We start from the raw sequence: 26157 nt of genomic DNA, 5'->3' as shown, positions 1-26157 counted from the left end.
CCCGTGGTCGCCGCCGACGCCGAACCCGCCGAGGTGCGCTCGGGCGACGCCCGCGACCTCGAGCAGTACCTGAGCCATCTGCGCGTCGAGCGCGGCCTGTCCGAGAACACGCTGGCCGCCTACCGCCGCGACCTCACCCGCTACCTGCGCCACCTCGCCCGGGAGGACCGGGCGCTGCACGCGATGACCCCGGAGGACGTCTCGGCCTGGCTGCGCACGGTCCGCTCGGGGGCCGACGGGGGATCGGCGCTCGCGGCCTCGAGCGCCGCGCGGGCGCTGGCCGCCGTCCGCGGCCTGCACGCCTTCCTCGACGCCGAGCGCACCTCGAGCACCGGCGACCCCACGCGGCTGCTGCCCGCCCCGAGCCGTCCGCGCACGCTGCCGCACCCGATCACGATCGACGAGGCCGCTCGTCTCGTCGAGGCCGCGGGCCGGCCCGGCACCGGTGCGCTCTCCGCCGAGCGCGCCCTGCGGGACCGTGCCCTGCTCGAGGTGCTCTACGGACTCGGCGCACGCATCTCCGAGGCGATCGGCCTGGACGTCGACGACGTCGATCCGCTCGAGCGCGCGGCGGTGCTGCGCGGCAAGGGGGACAAGCACCGCGTGGTGCCCGTCGGGCGCTTCGCCCTCGAGGCGCTGGAGGCGTATCTCACCCGGGCCCGGCCCTCCCTCGCCTCCAGGGGACGGGGCACCCCGGCGATCTTCCTGGGCTCGCGCGGCACCCGTCTCACCCGGCAGGCGGCCTGGCAGATCGTGCAGCGCGTCGCGGCCGACGCGGACCTCGAGGGCGCGATCGGCCCGCACACCCTGCGCCACTCCTTCGCGACCCACCTCCTGCACGGCGGCGCCGACGTCCGCGCGGTCCAGGAGCTGCTGGGGCACGCCTCGGTCACCACCACCCAGCTCTACACCCAGGTGACGGTCGACTCCCTGCGCGAGGCCCACGCGGCCGCCCATCCGCGCTCCCGCGACCGGACCTGAGACGGGGCCGAGCGCCCGCCGGAGCGGCGTCGCGGCCCCGCCGGGCGGGACCGGCGGGCCCGGGGAACCCATGGGGCTTAGACTTGCGGGGCGATCCGCGGCCCCGCCACGTGCGGCGGAGCCGCCCCGCGTCCGCCGCGCGCACCGCGGCGGGACCCGAGCAGCGGGTCCCGATCGGCAGGATCGGCGCAGCAGCGCAGCAGTACGACGCCCGGACGAGCAGACGACAGGAACACCACGTGAGCGACTCCTCCAAGTTGACCCTGGACATCGACCTGGGACCCACGGGTCTCCCGCGGCCCGATTTCCCCGAGCCCCCGGCGCTGGAGAGCCACGGCCCCGCGCGCGTGATCTCGATGGTCAACCAGAAGGGCGGCGTCGGGAAGACCACGAGCGTCATCAACCTCGGCGCGGCCCTCGCGGAGATGGGCCGCAAGGTGCTCCTCGTGGACCTCGACCCGCAGGGCGCGCTCTCCGCCGGCACCGGCGTGAACCCCTACGAGCTCGACATCACCGTCTACAACCTGCTCATGGACCGCAGCCACGACGTCCACGACGTCATCCAGTCCACGAGCACCGACGACCTCGACGTGCTCCCTGCGAACATCGACCTCTCCGCGGCCGAGGTCCAGCTCGTCAACGAGGTCGCCCGCGAGATGGCGCTCGCCCGCGTGCTGCGCCCCGTGATGGACGAGTACGACGTGATCATCATCGACTGCCAGCCCTCGCTGGGCCTGCTCACCGTGAACGCGCTCGCGGCCAGCCACGGGGTGATCATCCCGCTCGAGGCCGAGTACTTCGCCCTGCGCGGCGTCGCCCTGCTCGTGGAGACCATCGAGAAGGTGCAGGACCGCATCAACCCCCGCCTCGACATCGACGGCATCCTCATCACGATGTTCGATCCGCGCACGCTGCACGCCCGCGAGGTCAGCCAGCGGGTCGTCGAGGCCTTCCCGGACCGGGTCTTCCGCACCACCATCAATCGCACGGTGAAGTTCCCCGACGCGTCCGTGGCGGCGGAGCCGATCACCTCCTTCGCCTCCTCCACCAAGGGCGCGGAGTCCTACCGGCAGCTCGCGCGGGAGCTCGTCGCGCGCGGCTGCGCCGCCTGATGGCCGAGCGCCGCCGCAGCGCCTTCACCCCGCCGCGCAGCGTCCGCCTGCGGGACAGCGACGGACGGCCGGCGCCCGCCGCCGAGTCCGCCCCGGCCAGCGGCGAGCGCCTGCAGAAGGTCCTCGCCCGCGCGGGGTTCGGCTCCCGGCGCGCCTGCGAGGCGATCATCGCGCAGGGGCGCGTGAGCGTCGACGGCGAGACCGTGCTCGAGCAGGGCGTGCGCATCGACCCGGCGCGGCAGGTCGTGCACGTGGACGGCCGCCGCCTCCAGCTCGACGGGGGCAAGCGCACCGTCGCCCTGAACAAGCCCCGCCACGTCGTCAGCGCCATGTCCGACCCGGAGGGCCGTCGCGACCTCACCGAGTTCGCGGAGCGCTTCCCGGAGCGGCTCTACCACGTGGGCCGCCTCGACTTCGAGACAGAGGGCCTGCTCCTGCTCACCAACGACGGCGAGCTCGCCCACCGCCTCACCCACCCGAGCTTCGACGTCGAGAAGACGTACGTGTGCCGCTTCCCGCTCACCGGGGCCTTCCCGCGCGGCCTGCTCAAGGCTCTGCGCGAGGGCGTCGAGCTCGAGGACGGCCCCGCCCGCGCCGATCGTGCGCGGCTCGTCGCCCACGATGGGCGCGAGGCTGTCGTCGAGGTCACCCTCCACGAGGGCCGCAACCGCATCGTGCGCCGCATGTTCGCCTCCCAGGGCCACGAGCTCACGGCCCTCGTGCGCACCCGCATCGGCCCGATCCTGCTCGCGGACCTCGCCCCCGGGCAGACCCGAGAGCTCGAGCCGAAGGAGCTCGGCACGCTGATGGCGGAGGTCGGCCTGTGAGCGAGGCGCCCGCTGCTCACGACGCGCCCGTGCTGCCGAGCCCGGTCCTCGTCATCGGCACCGGCCTGATCGGCGGGTCCCTCGGCCTCGCCCTGGGCGGCGCGGGCGTCGAGGTCCACGTGCAGGACGTCTCCCCGGGCACCACCTCGCTCGCGGTCGAGCTCGGCGTGGGGCGCGTCCGGCGTGCGGACGACGCCGACCCCGCGCTCGTCGTCGTCGCCGCCCCGCCCGACGTCGCCGCAGCCCTCGTCGCCCAGGCGCTCGAGGCCTACCCCGAGGCCCTCGTGGTCGACGTCGCGAGCGTCAAGCGCGTGGTCCTCGAGGACCTGCGCGCTCGCGCCGCCGCCGGGGAGCTCACCGCCGACGACCTCTCCCGCTACCTCGGCACCCATCCCATGGCCGGGCGCGAGGTCTCCGGCGTGATCGCCGCCCGCGCCGACCTGTTCCTGGGCCGCCCCTTCGTGATCTGCCCGCACGAGGGCACGCGCCGCGGCGCGGTCGCCCGGCTCCGCCAGATCGCGACCGAGCTGGGCTCCCTGCCCGTGGTGATGGAGGCGGCCCGCCACGACGAGGCCGTCGCCCGTGTCTCCCATGCCCCGCAGGTGCTCGCGAGCCTGCTCGCGACCGGCCTGCTGGAGGCCGAGGAGCAGGCCCTCGAGCTCTCCGGCCAGGGACTGCGCGACACCACGCGCATCGCCGCCTCTGACCCGCGGCTGTGGGTCGAGATCCTGGGCGCGAACGCCCGGGCCCTGCTCCCGGTGCTCGGCGACATGCAGGAGCGGCTCGCGGGCGTCGCCGACGCCCTGTCCACCATGCAGGGCGATCCGGACCCGTCCGTCGGCTCGCGCCGCGAGCTCGCGCGCCTCATCGCCGACGGCAACCGCGGGGTCGCCCGCATCCCCGGCAAGCACGGCAGTGGCACCGACGCCTTCGCGACGGTCTCGGTGATGGTCCCCGACAGCCCCGGCGAGCTCGCGCGTCTGCTCACCGAGACCGGCCAGATCGGGGTCAACCTCGAGGACCTCCATCTCGAGCACTCGCTCGGCCAGCGGGTGGGCGTCGCCCACATCGCGGTGATCCCGAGCCATGAGGATCTGCTCACGAGGGAGCTCGCCCGGCGCGGATGGAGCGTGCTCGAGGGCTGAGCGCCCGTATCCTGATCCGATGGAGTCCTCCGCAGCCCAGCCCGCATCCGAGCACGCCGTCCCGTCGGACGCAGCGCCCGTCGGCGCGCCCCGCGGCGTGACCGTCGCGATCGACGGTCCCGCCGGCTCGGGCAAGTCGACCGTGGCCCGTCGCGTCGCCGAGGTCACCGGCGGCGGGTTCCTCGACACCGGCGCCATGTACCGGGCCGTGACCTGGCAGTGCCTCCAGGACCACATCGACCTCGAGGACCGCGAGGCCGTCGCGCACGTCGCCGAGACCCTCGACCTCGACCTCGGCACCGACCCCGCCGGGGCCACCGTCGCCGTCGGCGGCCGGGACGTGACCGCCGAGATCCGCACCCAGGGCATCAGCGGCAAGGTCTCCGCGATCGCCACGAACACTGCCGTGCGCCCGATCCTCCAGCGCCGCCAGCGCGAGATCCTGCGGGAGACCGCCGATCTCCGCGGCCTCTGCGCCGCCGAGGGCCGCGACATCACCACCGTCGTGGCTCCCGACGCCGACGTGCGCGTGCTGCTCACCGCGAGCGACGAGGCCCGCATGGCCCGGCGCGCCGCCGAGCTCGGCCTCGACGACTCCGAGGAGAGCCGCGAGCGCATGCGCGACCAGGTGCTGCGCCGCGACCGCGACGACTCCACGGTCTCCGAGTTCCTCACCGCCGCCGAGGGCGTCACCCCGATCGACACCACCGACCTCACGATCGAGCAGGTCATCGAGCGCGTCCTGGCCCTCGTGGCCGAGGCCCGCGCGCGCCACGAGCAGGCGGCGGACGACCAGGACGGACCGCAGGACGTCCAGGGCGAACCTCAGGACGCGCAGAACGATCCCGAGGTGCACTGGACGGGCGGCCCGGACGCCGCCGCCTCCCTCGGGGACGAGCCCACCGACGAGGAGATCGCCGAGGCCTGGCGCGCCGGTCTCGAGGACTACGACCTCGACGACGAGGACCTCGCCCTCCTGAGCGAGGGGATCGAGGACGCGCCCGTCGGCCGCGCGGCGAAGAACCTGCCGGTCCTGGCCGTGGTCGGCCGCCCGAACGTCGGCAAGTCGACCCTCGTGAACCGCATCCTGGGCCGCCGCGAGGCCGTGGTCGAGGACGTCCCGGGCGTGACCCGCGACCGCGTCTTCTACGCGGCCGAGTGGGCGGGCACCGACTTCTGGCTCGTCGACACCGGCGGCTGGGAGGACAAGGTCCAGGGCATCGCCTACCGGGTCGCCGAGCAGGCCGAGGTCGCGATCGAGCTCGCCGACGCCGTCCTCTTCGTGGTCGACGCGACCGTCGGCATCACCACCACCGACGAGCAGCTGCTCAAGGTGCTGCGCCGCTCGGACCGCCCCGTGATCCTCGCGGCCAACAAGGTCGACGACGAGCGCGGCGAGCTCGAGGCCGCAGCCCTGTGGAACCTTGGCCTGGGGGAGCCGCACCCGGTCTCCGCGATCCACGGCCGCGGCTCGGGCGATCTGCTCGACGCCGTCCTCGCAGCGCTCCCGGAGGAGGGCCGCGGGGCGGCTCCCGACGACGGCCCCCGGCGCGTCGCCCTGCTGGGCCGCCCGAACGTCGGCAAGTCCTCCCTGCTGAACCGCCTGGCGGGGGAGAACCGCGTGGTGGTCGACGATCTCGCGGGCACCACCCGCGACCCCGTCGACGAGAAGATCGAGCTGGGCGGACAGGTCTGGACCTTCGTGGACACCGCGGGCATCCGCCGCCGCGTGCTGCAGTCCCAGGGCGCCGACTTCTACGCGTCCCTGCGCACCCGCTCGGCGCTCGACCGGGCGGAGGTCGCCGTGGTGCTGCTCGAGGCCTCGGAGCCGATCTCCACGCAGGACCTCAAGATCATCGACATGGTGCTCGAGTCCGGGCGCGCCCTCGTGCTCGCCTTCAACAAGTGGGACCTCATCGACGAGGACCGGCGCCGCCAGCTCGAGTGGGAGATCGAGAAGGACCTCGCGCACGTCGCCTGGGCGCCGCGGGTGAACATCTCGGCACTGACCGGACGCCATGCCGAGAAGCTCGTGCCGGCCCTGCGCACCGCCCTGGACTCGTGGGACACGCGCATCCCCACCGCGCGCCTGAACGCCTTCCTGGGCACCCTCGTTGCCGCGCATCCGCACCCGCTGCGCGGCGGCAAGCAGTCGCGCATCCTCTTCGCGACGCAGGCCCGCACCCGGCCGCCGCGGATCGTCATCTTCGCGACCGGATTCCTCGAGCACGGCTACCGGCGCTTCATCGAGCGCCGCCTGCGCGAGGACTTCGGCTTCGCGGGCTCCCCGATCGAGATCGGCGTGCGCATCCGCGAGAAGCGCTTCCGCTGACCCGAACGGGAGCACCGCGGCCCGCGTCGACCGTCGTCCCCTCCCGACCCGCCCGAACGCCCGACCCGCCCGACCCGCCCGACCCGCCCTGAGGAGCAGACCATGAGCCAGTCCTGGCAGCAGGTGCCGCCGCCCCAGCCCCCGGGCCAGGGCGCTCCGCTCCCCACGCCACCGGTGCAGTACCCGGAGCGCCAGTCCCTGCAGACGCAGGCGATCGTGCAGATCGTCATCGGGGCGATGTGCGGGGCGATGATCCCGTCGATCCTCGGCATCATCGCGCTCGTGAAGCTCGACGAGCCCACCACGGCGCGCGCCCTCGTGAAGTGGGGTTGGATCTCGATGATCATCATCGCCGCGCTGATCGTCCTCGTCTTCCTGGTGACCCTCGTGGTGCCCCTGGTCATCACCCTGATCACCGTCGGCGCGGCGTCGACGAGCTGAGGGAAGACATGGCGACCCCCGACTTCGTCCTCGCGCTGCGCGAGCACATCGGCCACGACCTGCTGTGGATGTCCGGCGTCACCGCGATCGTGCTCGACGCCGAGCGGCGGCGCACCCTCGTGGTGCGCCGCGCCGACACCGGCGATTGGACCCCGGTCACGGGCATCATCGATCCCGGCGAGCAGCCCGCTCGCGCCGCCGTCCGCGAGGTCGCCGAGGAGGCCGCGCTCTCGGTGCGCCCGCTGCGGCTGATCGAGGTGCGCACGCTGCCGGAGACCACCTACGCCAACGGCGACCGCGCGCAGTACCTCGATCTCTGCTTCGTCCTCGAGCACGTCGATGGAGAGCCCCGGCCCGCTGATGGCGAGAACACCGAGGCGCGCTGGGCGGACGTCGACGACCTCCCGCCGATGCCCGGCGGGTTCCGCGACCAGATCGCGCTCGCCCTCGAGGACCGACCCGAGGCGGTGTTCCGGGCATGAGCGCCGCCGCCCGCGCCTCTGCCCGCGCCACTGCCCGCGCCGCGCGTCCCGGCGACGTGCTCGCCCTCGCGCTTACCCAGCACTCCGGGGACGAGGCCCACGTGCGCATGCTCCTGGACCAGCGCACGCTCGCGGATCGCGTGCCCGATGCCGCCGAGCACCTGGCGGTCTTCGGGGACGGCGTCCTGGTCGAGGTCAGGGTCGGCGAGCGCCTCGCGCTGCCGGGCGTCTGGGTCGAGCGCAGCGTGCTCGACCTGCGGCCGACGGGGGAGCGGGAGCCGGTGCGCGAGGAGGACCTGCGGCTGCCCGCGGCGGTGGTCGGCGGCACCGGGCAGACCTCCCTGGCCTGGGGCGAGACCCGCTGGCCGCTGCCTCTGGACGCGACCGTCGCGATCCCGTCCTCGTGCAGGCCCGGGCCCCACTCGCTCCCGGAGCTGCGGCGGCTCGCCCTGCATGCGGCCGGCCGCCGCGCCGAGATCGCGCTGACCCTCTGGCAGGACCCCGGCTTCGACGTGCCCTGGCGCGACGTGCGACTCGTCCCGCACGCCTCCTGGTGGTTCGAGATCGCGCAGATCCCGCCGGGGACCCGCTACGCCGACGCCGCCGCCCGCCAGGGCGTCGAGGCCGCGCGGCTGCTCGTCGCCGCTCGCGACTGACCGCCGGACACGCCAGCGCTCGGCCTCCGCGGCCTGCGGCGCCGCGCCTGTAGGCTGGCTCACAGCCACGCGCACCCCGCGGGAGGACCACGCGCCCCGCGGCTGCCGCCCCTCGATGTGGAGGAGCCTTCCCCATGATCACCCCGGGACCCACCCGCCCCGACAGACGCACCTTCCTCAGGATCACCGCCGGCGCCGCCGTCGTCCTGCCGCTCGCCGCCTGCTCCTCGGACGCGGGAGGGGACACCGTGCGGATCGCCTACCAGCAGTTCGGCTCGGGCACGAACCTCAAGGACTGGCTGAGCGCGAGCGCGAAGACGTTCACCGCCGCCCGTCCGGGCCTCAGCGTCGAGCTGGTGCCGATCGTCGCCGCGGAGAACGACTACTTCACCAAGAACGAGCTGCTCATGTCCTCGCCGCGGACCTCGGCCGACGTCGTCTACCAGGACTCCTTCATCATGCTCTCCGACGTCGGCGCCGGATACCTGCGGCCGCTCGACGCGCACATCAGGACCTGGGACCACTGGGGCGACGTCGTGAAGGCCTCCCGCGAAGCCTTCACCGCGGAGGACGGGCACGTCTACGGCGCCCCGCAGACCACCGACACCCGCGCCCTCTTCTACCAACGAGACGTCTTCGAGGAGGCCGGGCTGCCCAGCACCTGGGAGCCGACCTCCTGGGACGACATCCTCGAGGCCGCCCGCGCGATCAAGGACTCCGATTCCGAGGCCGCCCCGCTGTTCATCTTCAGCGGGAAGGCGCAGGGCGAGAAGGCCTCGATGCAGGGCTTCGAGATGCTTCTCTACGGCACGACCTCCCGTCTCTACGACGAGGACACGCGGAAGTGGGTCCTGGGGTCGCAGGGCTTCGTCGACGCCCTCGCCCTGCTGCGCACCATGTTCGAGGAGGAGCTGACCCTTCCGGTCTCCCAGCACCTGGACCCGAACATCAGCGAGAGCATCTACTTCACGATGATCCCCGAGGGGAAGCTCGGCATCCTGCTGGACGGCTCGTGGATCACCCGGAACTGGGCCGAGGGGTCGCCCGGGGAGTGGCCGGAGTGGACCGAGAAGGTCGGCCTGGCGAAGATGCCCACGAAGGACGGGCAGGACCCGGGCACCCTCACCCTCGCCGGCGGGTGGGGGCTCACCATCCCCCAGCACTGCCGGGACGAGGACGCCGCCTGGGCGTTCATCGAGGCGGCGACCTCGACGGAGAACTCGCTGGCCTTCGCGATCGCCGACAACCACATCACCGTGCGCAAGGACGTCGCGGCGAAGAAGGAGTACCAGGAGTACGCGCCCAGCGTCGAGTTCTTCACGGATCTCCTCGCGACCGCCTACTACCGGCCGGCCCTGCCGGCCTACCCCGAGGTCTCGGCGGCGATCCAGGAGGCCATGGAGGCGGTCATGTCCGACGCCGCGGATCCGAAGAAGGCCGCGGCGGACTACGACGCCGCGGTCACGGACATCGTCGGCGCCGAGAACGTGCAGGAGGAGTCCCGATGAGCACTCTCGCCCCCGAGCGCCCCGCGACCGGGCCCGTGCGGCCCCGCCGTCGGCGCCCCGCCGGCATCGGCGACCGCCTCACCCTGCGACGCGCCGCGCCCATGATCCCCGCCGCCGTGCTCCTGGTGCTGTTCATGGCCGGCCCCATCATCTACTCGCTCTACCTCGCCTTCACCGACAAGGCGATCCGCGGGGACGGCGCCTCGAAGACCTCCTTCGTGGGCGTCTCGAACTTCACCGACGCCCTCACCGACGGCGACTTCTGGAACTCTGTCGTGCTCACGATCCTGTTCACCCTGATCTCCGCCGTGATCGGGCAGAACCTCCTGGGGCTGCTGCTCGCGGTGCTCATGGAGAGGGCGAACCGGGTGATCAGCTTCGCGATCACCTCCATCGTGATCGCCGCCTGGATCCTGCCCGAGGTGGTCGCCGGCTACCTGCTCTACACCTTCTTCGCCGAGGGCGGCAGCCTCGACGGCATCCTCGGTCTGGTGGGCATCCCGCCGCAGACGCTGCTGTTCAGCGCCCCGATCGTGGCGGTGAGCTTCGCGAACGTCTGGCGCGGCACGGCCTTCTCGATGCTCGTGTACTCGGCGGCGCTCGGTGCGATCCCCGGCGATGTCCAGGAGTCCGCCGCGATGGACGGGGCCGGGCCGATGCGCCGCTTCATCTCGATCACCCTGCCGCTGCTGCGCCCGGCGCTCGCCACGAACCTCATGCTCATCACCCTGCAGACCCTCTCCGTCTTCGGGCTGATCTTCATCATGACCGGCGGCGGTCCCGACCGGAAGAGCCAGACCCTGCCGCTGTACATGTACGAGCAGGCCTTCTCCTACGGCCAGCTCGGCTACGGCACCGCGGTCGCCCTGCTCCTGCTGCTGATCGGGGCCGCCGCCTCCCTCGTCTACCTCCGCCTGCTCCCCGAGGAGGAGAAGCGATGACCTCCACCGCAGCGGCCGACGCCGCCTCCGCACCCGCCTCCACGTCGGGCGCATCCGTCCCCGGCCCGTCGACCGCGCGCACCCGCCGCGGCCACAAGGGCGGCAAGGGGCCGCGCGAGCGCACCGCCGAGCTCGCCTCGAGCCTCGCGATGATCGTCATCGGCGTGGCGTTCCTGATACCGCTGCTGTGGGTCGTGCTGGCCTCGTTCAACGAGAGCGCCACGCTCTCGGTCAGCTGGCCCGAGAAGTGGAGCCTGGGCAACTTCCGGGCGATCTGGAACACCGAGACCACGTTCCGGCCGCTGGGGAACTCGCTGCTGCTGTGCGGCGGGGCGACGATCGTGACCATGGTCGCCGCGGTCCTCTGCGCCTACCCGTTCTCGCGGTACCGCTTCGCGGCCAAGCGCCCGCTGCTGCTGACCGTCATCTTCGCGACCGGCCTGCCGATCACCGCGATCATGATCCCCGTCTACTCGCTGTTCGTGCAGGTCAACCTCATCGACTCGATGTTCGGCGCGATCCTCTTCCTGGGCGCCTCGTCCCTGCCGTACGCCATCTTCCTCACCAAGGGGTTCATGGACTCGGTGCCCGTGGAGATCGAGGAGTCGGCATGGACGGAGGGAGCGGGCGTGCTGCGCACCCTGTGGTCCGTGGTGCTGCCGCTCATGCGCTCGGGACTCTCGGTGGCGACGATCTTCACCTTCGTGGGCATGTGGGGCAACTTCTTCGTCCCCTTCATGCTGCTGCTGAGCCCCGATCACCTGCCGGCGGCGGTCACCCTGTACACGTTCTCCTCGCAGTACGGACAGGTGGCCTACGGCCAGCTCGCGGCCTTCTCGATCTTCTACTCCCTGCCGGTGGTCGCCCTGTACCTGATCATGGGGCGGAGCCTGGGCACGGGCTTCGCGGCCGCCGGCGGCGTCAAGGGGTGATCGGCCGACGGGCCGCGCGCCGGGACGCGGGCAGCAGCGCCCGCGGCCTGCGGTGCCCGTTCAGCCACCGCCCGATCCAGGTGCTGCGCACCATGAGGTCGTAGGCGAGCACGAGGATCCCGGTGGTGAGGAGCAGGTTCAGCGCGACCTTCACGAGCGGGGGCAGCGGCAGCTCCGCCATCGCCAGGCCCAGGGCCACGACGATCGGCAGGTGCAGCAGGTAGATCCAGTAGGAGGCGTCGGCGAGATAGCGGATCGCGAAGACCTCGCGGTCCATCACGCGCCCGGCGAGCCCGAGCAGTCCGCGCACCCACGCCCATCCCGCCACCGGAACCAGCACGAGGGTGAGGGCCGAGGAATCGGAGGTCCCCGATCCGTCCACCAGGATCAGGGCCGAGAGCAGGGCGGCGAGGGCGAGGCACAGGGGCCAGCCCCGCGCCATCCGCTCGAGGGATCCGGTCTCTGCCTGGAGGAACCAGCCGACGAGGAACGCACCGCCGTAGGCGAGCGACGCCCCCGGCACAGGGATCAACGTGGTCGGCTCCTGGATGCCGCCGATGATCGTCCCCTGGACGATGAGGCCCGCCGCGTAGGGGAGCGCGGCCAGCAGCAGTCCCGCAGGGCTCGAGAGCACGCGGCCGATCAAGCGGGAGGCGCGGCCCGCGCGCTCGCCGCCCAGCACCTTCACCAGCAGCGCCCGGACCAGCACGACCACGAGGATGATCTCGAGCAGCAGGAGCAGGAACCACAGCTGGCCCGGCGTGAGCAGATCGAGCAGCCCCGGCGCGCCTCCGTCGGCCCCGCCCTGGGCTCCACCGCCGTCGGCCCCGCCCTGCACGGCGCCGGGCAGCGAGCGACCCAGCAGGGCACTGCCCCCGACGATCACCACGGGCAGCGAGAGCACCGCGAGGGGCCAGAAGGCGAGCAGCGGCGCCCCGATGCGCACCAGGCGGTCGCGCACGTACGCCCCCGTGCCGCGGCGCATGAGCACCATGCGGCCGAAGTATCCCGCCAGCATCATGAACAGGATCATCCGGAACAGGTGGATCACCACCATCACGGGCAGCGCCCACCACGCGGTCCGAGTGTCCTGGAAGAGCCAGGCCGCACCGGGCACGAACCCGAGCACGGTGTGCAGCACGACCCCCAGCAGCAGGGCGCCGGCGCGGAGGGCGTCCAGGTGGTGCAGTCGCGCGGAGGGAGTCTGCCGCGTGGCGGCGGTGGAGGTCGCGGTCGCTGCGGCTTTGGCTTTTGCGGACGTCGGAGACGTGGGCGGATGTGCGGAGGAGGCCATGACCACGACGCTAGGCAGGCCCGACGTCCGGTGGATCCCCTCACCGGCGTCCGCGCCCTCCGCCGATCGGGGGATGCCACGACGGTGGCGCCGGGTGCGGCCGCGGGGGAGACTGGGGCGCATGCCTGTGGCGACTCCGCGTCCGACGCCGGTCGCGCGCCCGACGGGGCTCGCGGCCCCGCTGCCGATCCCCGTCCGCGGGACCGGCAGCGAGGCGGCGACGCCGACCGGTCCGCTCGGGCGGCTGCTGATCGTCTGGCTGCCGCCCCTGCTCGCCGCGGTCTCCTGGCTCGTGGGCCTGCTCGCCTCCGACGCCCTCGGGTTCCGGCACCTGATCCTCTGGGCCCTCGCCCCCACGCTCGCCACGCTGCTGCTGCGCGTGGAGCTCAACCGCAGGGCGCGCACTCGCGGAGCGGGGGAGTCCCGGCTCGTCATCCTCTTCGCCGTCCATCAGGCTCTTCTCGTGCTCGTGGTCGTCCTGAATCCCCTCGCGTGCATCTACGCCTTCGTGGGCTATCTCGATGCGCCCCGCTTCCTCGCGAGCCGGGCGATCCCGGTCTCGGTCGGGGTGACGGCGCTGATCTGCGCCTTCGGTCAGACGGGCGGAGTCTCCGGCGTGGCCGCCGCCCCTGCGCTGTTCGTGATGCTCGTGCTGGTCAACGTCCTGCTGAGCCTGGGCATGATGCACCTGGACAAGGAGCGCGAGAGGGAGGTCGTCGCGCGCGAGGCGGCCGCCCGCGAGCTGACGGTGGCGTATCGCGAGAACTCGGCGCTGCACGAGGAGCTCGTGCGCCGCGCGCGCGATCGCGGCGTGACCGAGGAGCGCACGCGCCTGGCGCGGGAGATCCACGACACGGTGGCCCAGGGCCTGGTCGGCGTGATCCGCCAGCTCGAGGCCGTGCCGCAGGACGACCTGGACGAGTCCGCGCGCCGGCGGATACGGACCGCGGAGGAGGCGGCGCGGGAGAGCCTCGTGGACGCGCGCCGTGCGGTGGAGGCGCTGGCCCCGCAGCAGCTCGAGGGGGAGGACCCCCTCGAGAGCCTCGCGGAGCTCGTCGCCCGCTGGTCGCGGACCCACCGGATCGTGGCGACCTTCGACGCCGACGCGGCGCCGAGTCCTCTCCCGCATCCCCATGCGGTGGTGCGCGTGACGCAGGAGGCGCTGTCGAACGCCGCCCGCCACGCCCGGGCCGGCGCGATCGAGATCGTGCTCGTGGGAGAGCCCGACGTGCTCGTGCTGCGGATCCGCGACGACGGCCGCGGCTTCGACCCGGCGCGGGCCGCCGCGCAGGGATGCGGGCACGGCATCCCGGGCATGCGCTCGCGGATCCGTGAGATCGGCGGGACCCTCGATGTGGACTCGGCGCCGGGCGCGGGCACCCTGCTGACCGCGAGGATCCCGCGGTGAGCCCCGCGGAGAGCCCTGCGGGGAGCGGCACGGTGAGGGTGCTCGTGGTCGACGACCATCCGGTGGTCCGCGACGGACTCGTGGCGATGCTCGGCGCCGACCCCGGGATCGACGTGATCGGCGCCGCGCAGGACGGCGCCGAGGCGCTCGCGACGATCGCCCGCGATCACCCGGACGTCGTGCTCATGGACCTGCGCATGCCGGGGATGGGCGGCGTCGAGGCCATCCGCGAGCAGCGCCGGCGCGGGGGAGAGCAGCCGCGGCTGCTCGTCCTCACCACCTACGACACGGACCGCGAGATCCTCGGGGCGCTCGAGGCGGGGGCCGACGGCTACCTGCTCAAGGACGCGCGCGGGGAGGACCTCGCGCGGGCGGTCCACGACCTGGCCGCCGGACGTCCCGTGCTGGTCCCCGCGGCGCTCGCGGCCCTCACCGCGCAGCGCGGGACGCGCCCCGCGCTCAGCGTCCGCGAGAGCGAGGTGCTGCGGCTCGTTGCCGAGGGGTGCACGAACCGGGCCGTGGCTCGGCGCCTGCGCATCGGCGAGGCCACGGTCAAGACCCACCTCGCGCACGTCTACGAGAAGCTCGACGTCGGCGACAGGGCCTCGGCCGTGCGGACGGCGTGGGAGCGGGGGCTCGTCTAAGTCCGACGAGCCCCCGCTCCCGGCATCGTCCCGGTGCGACGGCCTCAGCGCGAGGCGACGAGGACGCCGCCCACGAGGGAAGCCTCCGCGGCGGCCGCGCTCCCCGAGCCGCCTGACGACGTGGTCGAGGAGCTGTTCTGCGTCCCGCTCGCCCCGCCGGCATCGGACGCGCCGGCGTCGGACGACCCGCCGTCGGACGCACCACCGGGAGGCATGCCGCCCTGACCGCCGCCGTCGGAGGGAGGCGCGCCCCCGCCGTCGGACGGCGGCGTGCCGCCCTGTCCGCCGCCCGCGCCGAAGGCATCGGTGGACTGCCCGGGCTCGGTGCTCGGGTCGATCGCGACGGGCAGTGTCACCGTGAACCCGCTGTCGGTGTCGCCGTCGACGTCGGCGAGCTGCAGCTCCCCGCCGTCGTCCCCGAAGACGTTGTCGGAGTCGAGGGTGACCTGCGCGAGGTTCTCGGCCGAGCCGTCGTACTCGTCGAGCGCGTAGACGGTCTCGCAGACGTCCTGGGGGAGGGCGACCTGCGAGGTGGCCAGCAGGTTGTCGGTGCTGGTGATGGAGTCCGCATCGGGATAGACCTCGAAGTGGATGTGCGGCCAGCGGCCGGTGTAGCAGGCGGGGAAGATGCTCGTGAAGGTCACCTGCCCCTTCTCGTCGGCCACCTGGACGCCCCGCAGGTAGTTCTCCTCCTCGAGGCCCTCGGAGTACAGCGAGTACTCCCCGGCCGCGTCGCAGTGCCACACGTAGACGGCGACGCCCTCGTAGGGCTCGTTGTCCTTCTCGAGGTTCGTGAGCGTGAGCGTGAGCGTCATCGGGACGCCGTCGGCCTTCGCGCTCGCGTCGCCGAAGCTCGAGGTGATGTCCGAGCGGACGATCCCGGACTCGGTGAGCACGTTCGCGCCGTTGGTGCCGTCGGCCGGGTAGGGGCCGTTGGTCTCTTCGGGGATCTCCCCGTCGCTCATGCCCGAGCCGCCCCCGTCGGAGGCGGACGACGACGAGGCGGCGTCGTCGGAGGCGCCGGACGTGCAGGCCGCGAGCCCCACGGCCGCAGCCCCGAGCCCGAGGCCAGCGAGGGTCCGGCGGCGTGAGAGCAGCGTGCCGAGGTCGAAGCCCAGGCCCTGGTCTGCCAGCGGCTCCTCGGGGTGGGAGAGGTCGCGTCCCTGGTAGCTCACGCGGCCGTCGTCGGCCACCTCCACACGGGAGTCCTCGGCGTGCGAGGGATGGCGGCGGGGCTCGTCCGGCTGCGGGGTGTGCATGGTCATCGCAGGTCCTTCGGTCGTTCTTCTGGGGCGAGAACGATCCTGCGGGGCGATCCCGTGCCGGAGGCAGGTCCCGCCTGTGCCGGGGCTGTGCGCCGGCGGAGGGGCGCCGGCGCAGCGGCGTCAGCGGAAGATGACCGTGCGCATCCCGTCGAGCAGCACCCGGGACTGCGCGAACCAGGTGACCGCCCGGCGCAGCGCGAGGCACTCCTGGTCCTGGCCGATCTGCCGCAGCTGCGCGACCGAGTGCGAGTGCTCCACGCGGGTCACGTTCTGCTCGATGATCGGGCCCTCGTCGAGGTCCGAGGTGACGAAGTGGGCGGTCGAGCCGATCAGCTTCACGCCGCGCTCGTGCGCCTGGCGATAGGGGTTCGCGCCCTTGAAGCCGGGCAGGAACGAATGGTGGATGTTGATGCAGCGACCGGCGAGGGCCTCGCAGAGCTCGGGGGAGAGGATCTGCATGTACCGGGCGAGGACCACGAGCTCGATGTCGTGCGCGTCGACCGCCTCGAGCACGGCGCTCTCGAAGGCCTCCTTCTGCTCGGGCCCCGCGACGGGCAGGGAGCGGAAGGGGACGCCGTGGAACTCCACGAGCTCCCGCAGGGTGTCATGGTTCGCCATCACCAGAGGGACCTCGATCGGGAGGTGCCCGGAGCGCTGGTGGAACAGCAGGTCGCTCACGCAGTGCGCGGCCTTCGAGGCGAGGATCAGGGTGCGGCGGGGCCTGCACGCGACGTCGAGCGAGGCCTCGAGGTCGAAGCGCTCGATCACCGGGGCGAGTGCGCCCTCGAGCGCGTCGCGCCCCGTGTCCGAGGCGATCTGCAGGCGCATGAAGAAGCGCCCCGTGTCGGGGGAGGCGAACTGCTGGGACTCGGTGATGTTCCCGCGGGCGGCGACGACGGCGCCGCTGACCGCGTGCACGATCCCGGGCCGGTCCTCGCAGGCGAGGGTGAGCACCCAGGTGGTCGGCGAGGTGGTCGGCTCCTCGGGGCTCTCGGAGCGGGGCGCAGGGCCGACGGGCGCGACGGGCGCGACGGGCTTCTCGGCGAAGGTCTCGGGCATGGGAGAAGTCTAGGGAAGAGCGGGGCGGACCCGGGGCGTCGGACCGCGGGATGGGCCGGTCGAGGGGCTGGACTTCTCCCGGGAGGCGGGGGACGATCTCGGTATCCGTGCACCGCGCTCCCGCGCGGTCGGGGGAGGGAGGTCAGTGATGATGGACGCGACCCCCACCGTCGTGGTGGGTGTGATCCCTGGACAGCACTCCCGGGTCGTCGCCGAGGCGGCGACCTTCGCCGAGCGCTTCGGTGCCGAGCTCGTGTGCGCGAGCGTCGACGCCTCGAGCTACACCCTGGAGAGACGGCCCGACGGCACTGTCACCGCCCTGCCCGTCGACCCGGACGCCTTCGAGGAGATCGTCGAGGTCTTCGACCCGGCCCTGCACGAGGCGATCTCCGAGACGCTGGCCGACCGCGGCGTGCACTGGTCCACGGTCGCCCTCGCGGGCCCGCCGGCGCAGGAGCTCATGCGGCTCGCCGATCAGCTGGACGCGGCGATGATCGTGGTGGGCACCCGGGAGTCGGGCCTGCGCGCCTCGCTGCGCGAGTTCCTCAGCGGCTCCGTCGCCGTGCACCTCGCGCACCACCAGGAGCGGCCCGTGGTCGTGGTTCCGCTCGCGTCCCACGGTGAGGACCTCACCCTGCCCTGGGAGGACGAGAGCTGATCAGGGCGCGCCTCGGATCTCAGCGCGGGGCGTCGGTGATCTGGAGCGTCGGCCGACGGCGATGCACGGTGAGGTGGCGCAGTCCCTCGGGCCCCGCGGTGAAGGCACGGCGCGAGCTGCGGGGGAGCAGCACCAGCTCACCCGGCGCGACCTCGACCTGACCGCGTTCCGTGGTGATCGTGCCGCTGCCGGCGAGGACCACGACCAGCACGTCGTGATCGGGCCCGACGTGCTCGCCGATGCCGCCTCCCGCGGGGAGGATCACGAGGTTCGAGTCGAGGTCGCGCGGATGCACGCCGATCGACCAGGCGGCCCCGCCGGCCGACCCCTCGGGCAGCTCGGCCTCGGCGGTGTCCACGAGCACGCGGGGGAGCGCGGTCGAGGCGAGCCGCGAGATCCGCACGCGCCAGCCGCCGTCCTCCGTTCCCTCGTACTCCCACCCGAAGCTGCCCGGCTGGTCCCGCTCGAAGTCGTCCCGCAGGTGCAGGGGATCGTGGTCGTTGACGAGCACGAACGACTCGCCGACCCCGAGCTCCTCGAAGCGGGCGAAGATCCGGCCGTGCCGCTGGGGCTTCGGCACCTCGCGGACGTCGAGGACCTCTGACGGTGCGGACTGCGCGGACTGTGCAAACTGCGCGGACTGCGGGGGCTGTGGATCGGCCGACGGAGAGGGCACGGCGGGACTCCTTCGCTGAGGTGGGGCGCCGGGGAGGCGGTACGACCGCACCCTACGCGCGGCCAGTAGTCTCGAGACGACGAAGGTCCCGGCGGCGAGGGAGGCGCGATGAGCGAGGACGACCCTGTGCGCATCGAGGGCGGCGAGGCCGCCTGCTGGCTCCAGCGCGTGTGCCCGGACTGCGGCGCGCTCACCGAGCAGCCGGGCATGACGTGCTGGCGCTGCGGGCGCCGCCTCGAGGACTCCGAGGACGAGTCCGGGGCGTGACCCGCGGTCCCTCGACGCCCCTGCGTGCCCACGCGGTCTTCCGCGCGACCGGGATCGGCCCGGGCGTCAGATGCCGTTGCGGAACCGCTCGAAGGCAGCTGCTGAGCGAGCGAACGCCAGGCGGTCGGACGCGGTGAGGTCGTGGAACGGCTCGAAGGCGACCGTCGTGCGCCCCTCGCGATCGGTTCCTCGCCATGTTCCGATCACCCTGCCGCGGGCGAGCATCATGGGGTGGAAGATGCCGTTCGGGCCGCTGGTGACGCGGCCGGCGAACTCGTCCGGCAGCACGGCGGAGCGGTCCGCGTATCCGAGCAGGTACTCGTCGTACCCGGGCAGCGCGTGCGTGGTCCTCGGCAGGCGCAGTCGTCCCACGCCGCGGTCTCCCGCCTCGTCCATCGTCCGTGCGGTGGCCCAGTGGGTCGCACCCCGGTGCTGGAGCTCGATGAGGTCGGCGCCTGCCAGCCGGATGGCCCTGCGTGCCTCGGAGAGCGGCATCCGCGCCCACCAGGCGAGGTCCCGGTCCGTGGCAGGACCGTGTCCGGCGAGGTACCGTCCGGCGAGCTCGCGGAGGGCATCGTCGCCGGCGAGCTCGGCGGCGTCGCCGATCCACTCCTCTGCGAGGACGAGCCCCTGCCCGGTGCCGCGTGCCGGCCCCCAGCAGACGATGCCGCTCTGCGCCAGCCACCGGATGATGTGGTATCCGCGCTCCCCGCCCGTCGCGATCCCCGCAGTCTCCAGCCCGCGGAGGTACTCGGCGCGGGGAAGCGCAGTGCGGTCGCCGAGAAGCGACTCGGTGACCTAGCGCGCGCGGCGCAGTGCCGAGGCGTCGAGCTCGAACTGGCGAAGTCGCGGACCGGCGGCAGCGATCTCCCGTGGAGCGGTGATGCCGAGCAACCAGTGCAGATCTCGTGCGGCGAGGAAGTGGAGAGTGCCGCGAAGCGATGAGGCGCGGATGAGCTCTCCGCGCTCGAGCGCGCGGTCCACGTCGTGAAGGGTCGATCCGCGAGCGCGGATGCCGAGCGCCCATGTGCCCTGCGCGAGGTCCTGGGCCTGCACGGCCAGCATCCTGGTGGCGACCTCGCCGATCGAGGGGCCCGCGCCGTGTGCCACGAGACCGTGACTTCGCAGCCGAAGGGCGCGGAGCTGTGCGGTCGTGATGGCGATGCTCATCGCACCATTGTTTCGACGACGGCGCGGCAGCGCCCTGCGAGAACGTGGAGGTGCCCGATGATCTCGGGCGGATCACTCACCGTGCGATCGAGGCCCGGCATCCTGAGCCGCACGGCGAACGGTTCGCATCCCTGCGCGCCCTGGTGCCGGTGTCGACGTGTGCTCATCGATGACCTCCACCACGCCGACGTTCGGCTCGGTTCGAGACATTACCTCTTCGACCGGTGCGTGCTCACGAACTGCGCGCAGAGCACGCCGTCGCCGCGCGGGGGTGCACGGTCGCGCAGCGCGGTCTCGTGACACGGCCCTGTGCCACGGCAGAGCGAGAGGCCCGCCCCGGCGCTGGCCGGGTGCGGGCCTCTCGGTCCATCTATGCAGTTCACCGTTGTTTCCGGCGACCGATTCTCTCGGTCGGGCTGACAGGATTTGAACCTGCGACCCCTTGACCCCCAGTCAAGTGCGCTACCAAACTGCGCCACAGCCCGGAACCTCCGCGGCGGGAGGACCGGGATAGATGCTACCCCGGAAGATGCGTCGAGAGCGAATCCGCGAGCGCGTGACCTGCGGCACCCCGGCCGACGCCCCGCCGTTGCGCGCGTCGCGGGCGTGCATGCGATAGTGAGGCCAGCCCCGTCGGCAGGAGGTCCGAGGATGGATCAGCAGCACAGCGAGAGCCCCTCGGTGCCGCGCGAGGAGATCCCCGGCGCGCCCGTGCCCGATCTGTTCGAGCAGAGTTCCGGCCTCGACCTGCCCGAGCTGCCGTGGCGCGTCGCGCAGAGCGCGAGCGCCCTCGCCCAGCTCTCCCATCACGTGCTCGCGATCGGGCCGCGCGCCGCCCGCCTGCTCGCCCGACTGCGGGGGACGCTCGCCGAGGAAGGCGTCGCGGCTCTGCCTGTCGGCCCCGCCCACTCCTGGACCCGTGAGCGCCTGGGGTCCCTGGGTCTGGAGGTCCTCGACCATGATCCGTCCGACGTCGGCGCGACGCTGCCGTTCCCGCCCGAGCGCTTCGACCTGGTCCTCGTGGTCGATGCCCCCTACGACCCGCGCGAGGTCCATCGCGTCCTCGCGCCCGAGGGGCTGCTCCTCGCCCAGCAGCGGGGCCCCGGCGATCTCGCCGAGCTGGGCTCCGAGGGCACCGACGACTCCGACGATTCGGGCGGCGCCGCGGACTCTCTCGCCGATCACCTGCGCCGGGTCACCGAGGCGGGGCTCGAGACCGAGCACTCGGACACCTTCCACGGCGAGGGGCGGATCGAGACGCCCGAGGGTCTGCGCGCCCTGTGCGAGGGAGAGGGTCTCCTGGTCCCGCCGACCTGCACGGCCGACGCTCTGCCGCTGCGGATCACGCTCTCCCGGTACCTGGTCCAGGCGCGTCGCCCGAGCCGGCCCGCTCCGGCGCGCACCGACTTCGCCGAGATGCTCGACGACCCTCTCGAGGTCCCGCGCATCTGACGCGGCTCCGCGTCTGACCACGACCGATGGCACCTGTGCCCGCGATGCCCGTTTTCGCGGACCAGCCGCGCAACCCGCCTCGGTCAAGTGTTCGTCAAATCTCCACAGCATTGTCCTTGCACCTCCCGGGAGCGCTGATCCACATGGGAGGATGGTGCGACCTAGGGAAGGGGAGCTTCAGTGACCGAGAACGCCGACGGCACCTACGACAGCCTCGACAAGACCTCGACGCTGCACGCCATCCCCACGCAGGATGCGCTCGAGGAGCCGGAGCACGGCCTCAACCAGCAGGACCGTGCGGCGATCGAGAACCTTCCCGACGGCAGCGCCCTGCTGATCGTCCGCAAGGGTCCGAACCTCGGTGCGCGCTTCCTCCTGGATGCGGAGAAGACGGTCGCCGGCCGTCATCCCAACAGCGAGATCTTCCTGGACGACGTCACCGTCTCCCGCAAGCACGCCGCCTTCCTGCAGCAGGGCGCGGACTTCGTGATCCGCGATCTCGGCTCGCTCAACGGCACCTATGTCGGCATGGAGCGCGTGGACGAGGTCGTCCTGCGCAACGGCCAGGAGGTCCAGATCGGCAAATACCGGCTGACCTTCCACCTCAAGCCCGGGAAGGACTGACCTCGTGGCGGCATCGGCCTCGCGCAGGCCGACCCCGTCCGGCAGTGCGCGCCTGAGCATCGGACAGGTCCTGGACCTCCTGCACGAGGAATTCCCCGATCTCAGCCACTCCAAGCTCCACTACCTCGAGGCGGAGGAGCTGATCTCCCCCGAGCGCACCGCGAGCGGCTACCGCAAGTACTCGCGGGCCGATGTGGACCGTCTGTTGTTCGTCCTGCGCGCCCAGCGCGACCGCTTCTGGCCGCTCAAGGTCATCAAGGAGCACCTGCTCGAGCACGGCGTCGACGGCGACGGCGACGTCACGTCGATCGCCTCGCGCCCGGGACCCACCTCCCAGATCCAGCCCGTCCGCCTCGACCGGCGCGGGCTGCTGCGCGAGACGCAGGTCGACGAGGAGCTCCTCGAGGAGCTCGAGAGCTACGGGATGCTCGAGGAGGGCCTCGTCTTCTACGGGGCCTCGGAGCTCGAGATCGTGCGCGCGGCCCGTGTCCTCGCCGACGAGGGGCTGCACCCGCGCCACCTCGTGATGGTCCGCACGTCCGTCGAGCGGCAGGCGCACATGCTGCGCTCGGTCGCCCAGCCCCATTCGCGGCCGACGGACGCCGCCGCCCGCGGTCAGGCCCAGAGCCTCGCCGAGGAGCTCGGCGAATCCCTGAACTCCCTGCACAACGCCCTGCTCAGGAAGCAGATCCACCGCGGCGGGTGAGCCCCGTCGGCCTCCGGCCCCTCCCGGCGACGCGGATCCGCCGCCGGCCCCGGCCGTGTCCGGATCCTCCGCGCGCGCCCCGATTCGTCCGCGACACGCGCGGGACGGGGAGGACGCCCGCGCGAGGAGACGCTAGGCTGTCAGCGTGCTCTTACCCTTCCCCATAGGAGAGCCGCTACCGGAGGCGAATGTGAACAGCGATCAGAGCGCGGACCGCACGACGCAGTCGACAGTGCCCGCCGAGGACGCGCAGGGCGTGCTCTTCGACGAGCTCGTGGATGCGCCCGGCGAGTTCGGCTACCGCGGGCCCGCCGCCTGCAAGGCCGCCGGCATCACCTACCGCCAGCTCGACTACTGGGCCCGCACCGGCCTCGTCGAGCCCGGCGTGCGCGCCGCGAGCGGCTCGGGCAGCCAGCGTCTCTACGGCTTCCGCGACGTGCTCGTCCTCAAGGTCGTCAAGCGGCTCCTCGACACCGGCGTCTCCCTCCAGCAGATCCGTGTGGCGGTCAGCGCCCTGCGCGAGCGCGGCATCGACGATCTCGCCCAGATCACCCTCATGAGCGACGGCGCCTCGGTCTACGAGTGCACGTCCGCGCAGGATGTCTTCGACCTGGTCCAGGGCGGTCAGGGCGTCTTCGGCATCGCCGTGGGCCGCGTGTGGCGCGAGGTCGAGAGCGAGCTCTCCGTGCTGCCGAGCGTCGACCCGGCCGATGACGCCGAGATCGCCCTGCACGACGAGCTCGCCGCGCGCCGGCGGCGCCACGCGGGCTGAGAGGACCGCCAGCGGCACCGCCGCAGCAGACCACGCACAGAAGAGGGCGGGCACCCGGGAAGGGTGCCCGCCCTCTCTGTCTGTGCGCGTCCGCGCGCGGAGCGGATCGACGGAGCCGTGGGAGGCGCCTCCCCGCTGTCCCGGTCAGCTGTCCTGGCGGGAGTCCATCACGCGCTTGAGCAGGGCGTCGAAGTCCTCGGTGAGCCGCGCGCCGCTCGCGCCGTGGTACTCGTGCAGGGGGACCGCGCCGCCCTGCGCCTGCTGCAGGCCCACGCGCTCCTCGATCACGGGGTCGAGCACGAGGTCGCCGAACAGGTCGCGCAGCTCCGCCAGGCGGTACTGGTGCTCGACGGAGCGCGGCCGGTAGCGGTTCACGACGAGGCCCAGCGGCTGCAGGCGCGGCGCGAGATCGCCCTCGCGCATCTCCTGGGCGAGCTTGAGCGCGCGGTCGGCTGCGGTGACCGCGAAGAAGCCCGGCTCGCAGACCACGAGCGACCGGTCCGAGGCGGACAGGGCCATCTGCGTGAGCCCGTTGAGCGAGGGCGGGCAGTCCACGATGACGAGGTCGTAGCGGTGCGTGCGGCGGTCCAGCGCGTCGCGCAGGCGCCGCACCTCCCGGCCCTTGGGGGCGGGGGAGTCCACGAGCACCGAGCGGTGGCTGCCGGGGATGATGTCCAGGTGCGAGGAGGAGTCCTTGGACCACGGGGCCGGGATGATCGCGCGGTCCACGGTCTCGGTGCGCGGCGAGGACAGCACCTCGGCGACGTCGGTCGTGGTGCCCGGCTCGCCGAGCAGGCCCAGGGTCGCGTCCGCCTGCGGGTCCAGATCGATGACGAGCGCGTTCACCCCCTGATGGAGGGCCGCGGACGCGAGGCCCAGGGTCACGGACGTCTTGCCGACGCCACCCTTGAGGGAACAGACGCTCACAGTGAACACACGACGAGTCTACCGATCCCGGGCCGCTCGGCCCGCACCGGCGCACCGACGATGTGCCTCGGGTTACCGTGAGTGGCCGCCCGTCGCCGCACCCGCCGTCTCACCCGCACCAGGAGGGGCCCATGACAGCCGATCGCCAGGACCCCGCAGGCGAGCTCGTCCTCGAGGTCCTCGAGGGCTGCGGCCCCTTCGCCCGGCGCGAGGCGGAGCAGCTCGGCACCGTGGTCTCCGAGGGGCCGACGGAGCTGCGGCTCACGGTCCCGGATCTGCCCGCCGCCATCCCCCTCGCGCGCTCCTGGCGCCGGGTCGTGTCCGCCTCCGCGGTGCTCGCCCTGCCCGCCCGCCGACCGCGGGAGCTCCTGGAGACCTCCGCGCAGCAGCGCATCGGCGAGCTGATCGAGCAGGTGCGGCGCGCGAAGCCGCGCCAGCGCTTCGACGCGCTGCGCCTGCGCGCGGCCGGCGCCGACACCCCCGACATGCGCCGGCTGTCCGCGGAGATCGCGGAGCGCGCCGGGCTCCCCGTCGCGGACGACGGCGACCTCGTGATCCGGGTCCGCCGGGCCCCGGCGGCGGGGGAGTGGGAGCTGCTCGTGCGCCTCACCCCGCGACCGCTCTCGACCCGGTCCTGGCGCACGGGCGACTATCCCGGCGCCGTGAACGCGACGATCGCCGCGAGCTGCCTCGATCTGCTCGGCGTCGGCGCGCAGGACTCACTGCTGGACATGACCTGCGGCTCCGGCACCTTCCTCATCGAGCAGCTGCACGAGGTCGCGCCCCGTCGGGCCGTGGGCGTCGACCTCTCCGAGCAGGCGCTCGAGCTCGCGCGCGGTCATCAGCGGGCGGCGAGGCGCCGCGGCCGGATCGACTGGGTGCACGGGGACGTCCTCGGGACGCCGCTCGAGGGCGGCTTCACGCGCCTGGTGTCGAATCCGCCCTGGGGCACCCTGCACGGGGAGCACGAGAGAAACGAGCAGCTTCTCGGGGACCTCATGTCACGCGCCGCGGAGCTCGCGGCGCCCCGGGCGCGCCTCGCGATCCTCACCCATGAGATCCGGCGCATGCACGCGGCCCTCGAGGACCGCACGGACTGGCGCCTCGCGGACGAGCACCGCTTCTTCCAGAAGGGGCACCATCCCCGGCTGTTCCTGCTCGACCGGGGCTGAGCGGGCCGGGCGCTCACGGACCCCGAGGGGCCTGTGCGCCGGGCTCAGAACCCGCGGTCGCCGCGACGCAGCACGAGCAGCGCCTCGGGGTCGCCCTCGATGCGCACGCGGGAGACGCGATCACGCCCGAAGGCCCACAGGGTCAGCTCGGTCGGGCTGCCGTGCACGCGCACGGAGCCGATGGGATCCTTCGACGGCACGCGCACTCCGCCGAGCGGCGAGACGAGGGTGACGTCGACGTCGGTGCGCACGAGCGGGCGCGCCATGCGCTTCAGGTGCGTCCACAGCTCCTGGTCATGGGTCTCGGAGAGCGTGCGCGGCTCCCATCCCGGGCGTGCGCGCAGGAGGTCCTCGTGGTGGACGAGGTACTCGATGGTGTTGGCGAGCGAGTCGACGAAACGGAACGGGGAGAAGCGCGGCGGGCCGCTGCGCAGCATCTCGACGCGGTCGGCCCAGGTGCGCTCCTGGAGCCGGCGCAGGGCGGCGTACGAGCGGTCGGCGATCGGGCCGACGGGCAGCTTCGGGCCGATCATGAGGTCCTGGCGCTGCTCGCGCAGAATCAGGTGCTCGAGGAGCGCGGACGCGTCCCACTCGTCGATCACGGTGGGGGCGTCGGGCCCGAAGGAGACGAGGTCGTCGGCCAGGGCCGCGCGCTCGTGGCGGGCCAGGGGCTCGGAGTGGGGGGACATGCCGCCATGATAGGCGC

At 73.0% G+C, this 26157-nt stretch carries 26 protein-coding genes, 1 tRNA gene and 1 pseudogene; 20 read left to right on the top strand and 8 right to left on the bottom strand.

Annotated elements, in window-relative coordinates; all coding sequences use genetic code 11:
• Positions 1 to 3: 3 nt before the first annotated feature.
• The 11 genes from Bra3105_RS02695 (at position 4) to Bra3105_RS02645 (ending at position 11357) form a co-directional block, all read left to right on the top strand.
• A complete protein-coding gene (locus tag Bra3105_RS02695; protein ID WP_228358504.1) occupies positions 4 to 981 on the top strand; it encodes a tyrosine recombinase in 978 nt (325 codons plus the stop codon).
• Positions 982 to 1220: 239 nt separating this feature from the next.
• Positions 1221 to 2093 (top strand): ParA family protein, encoded by an 873-nt coding sequence (locus tag Bra3105_RS02690; protein ID WP_152353016.1) that lies wholly within the window; start codon positions 1221 to 1223, stop codon positions 2091 to 2093.
• A complete protein-coding gene (locus tag Bra3105_RS02685; RefSeq protein ID WP_200500642.1) occupies positions 2093 to 2920 on the top strand; it encodes a pseudouridine synthase in 828 nt (275 codons plus the stop codon). Before Bra3105_RS02690 ends, Bra3105_RS02685 begins: the two co-directional genes overlap by 1 nt.
• Positions 2917 to 4065 carry a prephenate dehydrogenase gene (locus Bra3105_RS02680; RefSeq protein WP_228358503.1) on the top strand — a complete coding sequence of 383 codons (1149 nt, stop codon included), beginning with the start codon at positions 2917 to 2919 and terminating at the stop codon, positions 4063 to 4065. The genes Bra3105_RS02685 and Bra3105_RS02680 overlap by 4 nt, the downstream gene beginning before the upstream one ends.
• 19 nt (positions 4066 to 4084) lie before the next feature.
• Positions 4085 to 6397 carry a bifunctional cytidylate kinase/GTPase Der gene (gene der / locus Bra3105_RS02675; RefSeq protein ID WP_228358502.1) on the top strand — a complete coding sequence of 771 codons (2313 nt, stop codon included), beginning with the start codon at positions 4085 to 4087 and terminating at the stop codon, positions 6395 to 6397.
• A 102-nt stretch (positions 6398 to 6499) separates the two neighbouring features.
• Positions 6500 to 6838 carry a hypothetical protein gene (locus Bra3105_RS02670; protein ID WP_228358501.1) on the top strand — a complete coding sequence of 113 codons (339 nt, stop codon included), beginning with the start codon at positions 6500 to 6502 and terminating at the stop codon, positions 6836 to 6838.
• 8 nt (positions 6839 to 6846) lie between these two features.
• A complete protein-coding gene (locus Bra3105_RS02665; protein WP_228358500.1) occupies positions 6847 to 7320 on the top strand; it encodes an NUDIX hydrolase in 474 nt (157 codons plus the stop codon).
• Positions 7317 to 7976 carry a hypothetical protein gene (locus tag Bra3105_RS02660; RefSeq protein WP_228358499.1) on the top strand — a complete coding sequence of 220 codons (660 nt, stop codon included), beginning with the start codon at positions 7317 to 7319 and terminating at the stop codon, positions 7974 to 7976. The genes Bra3105_RS02665 and Bra3105_RS02660 overlap by 4 nt, the downstream gene beginning before the upstream one ends.
• Positions 7977 to 8110: 134 nt before the next feature.
• The gene (locus Bra3105_RS02655; RefSeq protein WP_228358498.1) at positions 8111 to 9484 is read left to right on the top strand and encodes an extracellular solute-binding protein; all 1374 of its coding nucleotides are present in this window, start codon (positions 8111 to 8113) and stop codon (positions 9482 to 9484) included.
• A complete protein-coding gene (locus tag Bra3105_RS02650) occupies positions 9481 to 10425 on the top strand; it encodes a carbohydrate ABC transporter permease (protein ID WP_228358497.1) in 945 nt (314 codons plus the stop codon). Before Bra3105_RS02655 ends, Bra3105_RS02650 begins: the two co-directional genes overlap by 4 nt.
• Entirely contained in the window at positions 10422 to 11357 is a 936-nt protein-coding gene (locus tag Bra3105_RS02645) for a carbohydrate ABC transporter permease (RefSeq protein ID WP_228358496.1), read from the top strand. Before Bra3105_RS02650 ends, Bra3105_RS02645 begins: the two co-directional genes overlap by 4 nt.
• On the opposite strand, the gene Bra3105_RS02640 is transcribed toward Bra3105_RS02645, so the two are convergent.
• The gene (locus Bra3105_RS02640) at positions 11347 to 12651 is read right to left on the bottom strand and encodes an acyltransferase family protein (RefSeq protein ID WP_228358495.1); all 1305 of its coding nucleotides are present in this window, start codon (positions 12649 to 12651) and stop codon (positions 11347 to 11349) included. The two genes, Bra3105_RS02645 and Bra3105_RS02640, sit on opposite strands and share 11 nt — an antisense overlap.
• Positions 12652 to 12772: 121 nt before the next feature.
• Between Bra3105_RS02640 and Bra3105_RS02635 the strand changes: the two genes are divergently transcribed.
• Positions 12773 to 14059 (top strand): sensor histidine kinase, encoded by a 1287-nt coding sequence (locus Bra3105_RS02635; protein ID WP_228358494.1) that lies wholly within the window; start codon positions 12773 to 12775, stop codon positions 14057 to 14059.
• Entirely contained in the window at positions 14056 to 14703 is a 648-nt protein-coding gene (locus Bra3105_RS02630) for a response regulator (RefSeq protein WP_228358493.1), read from the top strand. Before Bra3105_RS02635 ends, Bra3105_RS02630 begins: the two co-directional genes overlap by 4 nt.
• 44 nt (positions 14704 to 14747) lie before the next feature.
• Here Bra3105_RS02630 and Bra3105_RS02625 read toward each other — a convergent pair whose 3' ends face one another.
• Positions 14748 to 15968, bottom strand: coding sequence for a dioxygenase family protein (locus tag Bra3105_RS02625; RefSeq protein WP_323188841.1), 1221 nt, complete (start codon positions 15966 to 15968; stop codon positions 14748 to 14750).
• 120 nt (positions 15969 to 16088) lie between these two features.
• Positions 16089 to 17027 carry a formyltetrahydrofolate deformylase gene (gene purU, locus Bra3105_RS02620; RefSeq protein ID WP_228358492.1) on the bottom strand — a complete coding sequence of 313 codons (939 nt, stop codon included), beginning with the start codon at positions 17025 to 17027 and terminating at the stop codon, positions 16089 to 16091.
• A gap of 148 nt (positions 17028 to 17175) precedes the next feature.
• On the opposite strand from purU, the gene Bra3105_RS02615 reads away from it, so the two are divergent.
• The gene (locus tag Bra3105_RS02615) at positions 17176 to 17685 is read left to right on the top strand and encodes a universal stress protein (RefSeq protein ID WP_228358491.1); all 510 of its coding nucleotides are present in this window, start codon (positions 17176 to 17178) and stop codon (positions 17683 to 17685) included.
• A 19-nt stretch (positions 17686 to 17704) separates the two neighbouring features.
• Here Bra3105_RS02615 and Bra3105_RS02610 read toward each other — a convergent pair whose 3' ends face one another.
• On the bottom strand, positions 17705 to 18361 hold the full coding sequence (locus tag Bra3105_RS02610; RefSeq protein WP_228358490.1) for a DUF2249 domain-containing protein: 657 nt from the start codon (positions 18359 to 18361) through the stop codon (positions 17705 to 17707).
• Positions 18362 to 18469: 108 nt separating this feature from the next.
• Between Bra3105_RS02610 and Bra3105_RS02605 the strand changes: the two genes are divergently transcribed.
• Complete coding sequence (locus Bra3105_RS02605) at positions 18470 to 18628, top strand: hypothetical protein (RefSeq protein ID WP_228358489.1); 159 nt, start codon at positions 18470 to 18472, stop codon at positions 18626 to 18628.
• A gap of 66 nt (positions 18629 to 18694) precedes the next feature.
• Here Bra3105_RS02605 and Bra3105_RS02600 read toward each other — a convergent pair.
• Together Bra3105_RS02600 and Bra3105_RS02595 are read right to left on the bottom strand one after the other, a co-directional pair.
• Positions 18695 to 19693 (bottom strand): annotated as a pseudogene (locus Bra3105_RS02600) (winged helix DNA-binding domain-containing protein).
• Between the two features lie 516 nt (positions 19694 to 20209).
• Positions 20210 to 20283: transfer RNA gene (locus Bra3105_RS02595), tRNA-Pro, on the bottom strand.
• A 166-nt stretch (positions 20284 to 20449) separates the two neighbouring features.
• On the opposite strand from Bra3105_RS02595, the gene Bra3105_RS02590 reads away from it, so the two are divergent.
• From Bra3105_RS02590 to Bra3105_RS02575, 4 genes are all read left to right on the top strand, one after another.
• Positions 20450 to 21250 (top strand): class I SAM-dependent methyltransferase, encoded by an 801-nt coding sequence (locus Bra3105_RS02590; protein WP_228358488.1) that lies wholly within the window; start codon positions 20450 to 20452, stop codon positions 21248 to 21250.
• Positions 21251 to 21430: 180 nt separating this feature from the next.
• On the top strand, positions 21431 to 21874 hold the full coding sequence (locus tag Bra3105_RS02585; RefSeq protein WP_323188840.1) for an FHA domain-containing protein: 444 nt from the start codon (positions 21431 to 21433) through the stop codon (positions 21872 to 21874).
• Between the two features lie 4 nt (positions 21875 to 21878).
• Positions 21879 to 22580 carry a transcriptional regulator FtsR gene (ftsR, locus tag Bra3105_RS02580; protein WP_200500656.1) on the top strand — a complete coding sequence of 234 codons (702 nt, stop codon included), beginning with the start codon at positions 21879 to 21881 and terminating at the stop codon, positions 22578 to 22580.
• 190 nt (positions 22581 to 22770) lie between these two features.
• Positions 22771 to 23352 (top strand): MerR family transcriptional regulator, encoded by a 582-nt coding sequence (locus Bra3105_RS02575; protein ID WP_323188839.1) that lies wholly within the window; start codon positions 22771 to 22773, stop codon positions 23350 to 23352.
• 144 nt (positions 23353 to 23496) lie between these two features.
• Here the strand turns inward: Bra3105_RS02575 and Bra3105_RS02570 are convergent, their stop codons facing one another.
• Complete coding sequence (locus Bra3105_RS02570; protein ID WP_200500658.1) at positions 23497 to 24288, bottom strand: ParA family protein; 792 nt, start codon at positions 24286 to 24288, stop codon at positions 23497 to 23499.
• A gap of 122 nt (positions 24289 to 24410) precedes the next feature.
• On the opposite strand from Bra3105_RS02570, the gene Bra3105_RS02565 reads away from it, so the two are divergent.
• Complete coding sequence (locus Bra3105_RS02565; RefSeq protein ID WP_228358487.1) at positions 24411 to 25451, top strand: methyltransferase; 1041 nt, start codon at positions 24411 to 24413, stop codon at positions 25449 to 25451.
• 44 nt (positions 25452 to 25495) lie between these two features.
• Here the strand turns inward: Bra3105_RS02565 and Bra3105_RS02560 are convergent, their stop codons facing one another.
• Positions 25496 to 26140 carry a TIGR03085 family metal-binding protein gene (locus Bra3105_RS02560; protein WP_228358486.1) on the bottom strand — a complete coding sequence of 215 codons (645 nt, stop codon included), beginning with the start codon at positions 26138 to 26140 and terminating at the stop codon, positions 25496 to 25498.
• Positions 26141 to 26157 lie beyond the last annotated feature (17 nt).

It is taken from the genome of Brachybacterium halotolerans subsp. kimchii, assembly GCF_020792675.1.
Taxonomy (GTDB): domain Bacteria; phylum Actinomycetota; class Actinomycetes; order Actinomycetales; family Dermabacteraceae; genus Brachybacterium; species Brachybacterium halotolerans.
The sequence above is the reverse complement of the archived record's forward strand: the minus strand, read 5'-3'. Positions and strand labels throughout refer to the sequence as shown.

What these genes read in the sequence shown, in the direction of transcription:
- Bra3105_RS02685 (WP_200500642.1), top strand. Translation starts at nt 2,093, where the DNA reads ATGGCCGAGCGCCGCCGCAGCGCCTTCACCCCGCCGCGCAGCGTCCGC.
- der (WP_228358502.1), top strand. Translation starts at nt 4,085, where the DNA reads ATGGAGTCCTCCGCAGCCCAGCCCGCATCCGAGCACGCCGTCCCGTCG.
- Bra3105_RS02670 (WP_228358501.1), top strand. Translation starts at nt 6,500, where the DNA reads ATGAGCCAGTCCTGGCAGCAGGTGCCGCCGCCCCAGCCCCCGGGCCAG.
- Bra3105_RS02665 (WP_228358500.1), top strand. Translation starts at nt 6,847, where the DNA reads ATGGCGACCCCCGACTTCGTCCTCGCGCTGCGCGAGCACATCGGCCAC.
- Bra3105_RS02660 (WP_228358499.1), top strand. Translation starts at nt 7,317, where the DNA reads ATGAGCGCCGCCGCCCGCGCCTCTGCCCGCGCCACTGCCCGCGCCGCG.
- Bra3105_RS02655 (WP_228358498.1), top strand. Translation starts at nt 8,111, where the DNA reads ATGATCACCCCGGGACCCACCCGCCCCGACAGACGCACCTTCCTCAGG.
- Bra3105_RS02650 (WP_228358497.1), top strand. Translation starts at nt 9,481, where the DNA reads ATGAGCACTCTCGCCCCCGAGCGCCCCGCGACCGGGCCCGTGCGGCCC.
- Bra3105_RS02645 (WP_228358496.1), top strand. Translation starts at nt 10,422, where the DNA reads ATGACCTCCACCGCAGCGGCCGACGCCGCCTCCGCACCCGCCTCCACG.
- Bra3105_RS02640 (WP_228358495.1), bottom strand. Translation starts at nt 12,651, where the DNA reads ATGGCCTCCTCCGCACATCCGCCCACGTCTCCGACGTCCGCAAAAGCC.
- Bra3105_RS02635 (WP_228358494.1), top strand. Translation starts at nt 12,773, where the DNA reads ATGCCTGTGGCGACTCCGCGTCCGACGCCGGTCGCGCGCCCGACGGGG.
- Bra3105_RS02625 (WP_323188841.1), bottom strand. Translation starts at nt 15,968, where the DNA reads ATGACCATGCACACCCCGCAGCCGGACGAGCCCCGCCGCCATCCCTCG.
- purU (WP_228358492.1), bottom strand. Translation starts at nt 17,027, where the DNA reads ATGCCCGAGACCTTCGCCGAGAAGCCCGTCGCGCCCGTCGCGCCCGTC.
- Bra3105_RS02615 (WP_228358491.1), top strand. Translation starts at nt 17,176, where the DNA reads ATGATGGACGCGACCCCCACCGTCGTGGTGGGTGTGATCCCTGGACAG.
- Bra3105_RS02605 (WP_228358489.1), top strand. Translation starts at nt 18,470, where the DNA reads ATGAGCGAGGACGACCCTGTGCGCATCGAGGGCGGCGAGGCCGCCTGC.
- Bra3105_RS02590 (WP_228358488.1), top strand. Translation starts at nt 20,450, where the DNA reads ATGGATCAGCAGCACAGCGAGAGCCCCTCGGTGCCGCGCGAGGAGATC.
- Bra3105_RS02565 (WP_228358487.1), top strand. Translation starts at nt 24,411, where the DNA reads ATGACAGCCGATCGCCAGGACCCCGCAGGCGAGCTCGTCCTCGAGGTC.
- Bra3105_RS02560 (WP_228358486.1), bottom strand. Translation starts at nt 26,140, where the DNA reads ATGTCCCCCCACTCCGAGCCCCTGGCCCGCCACGAGCGCGCGGCCCTG.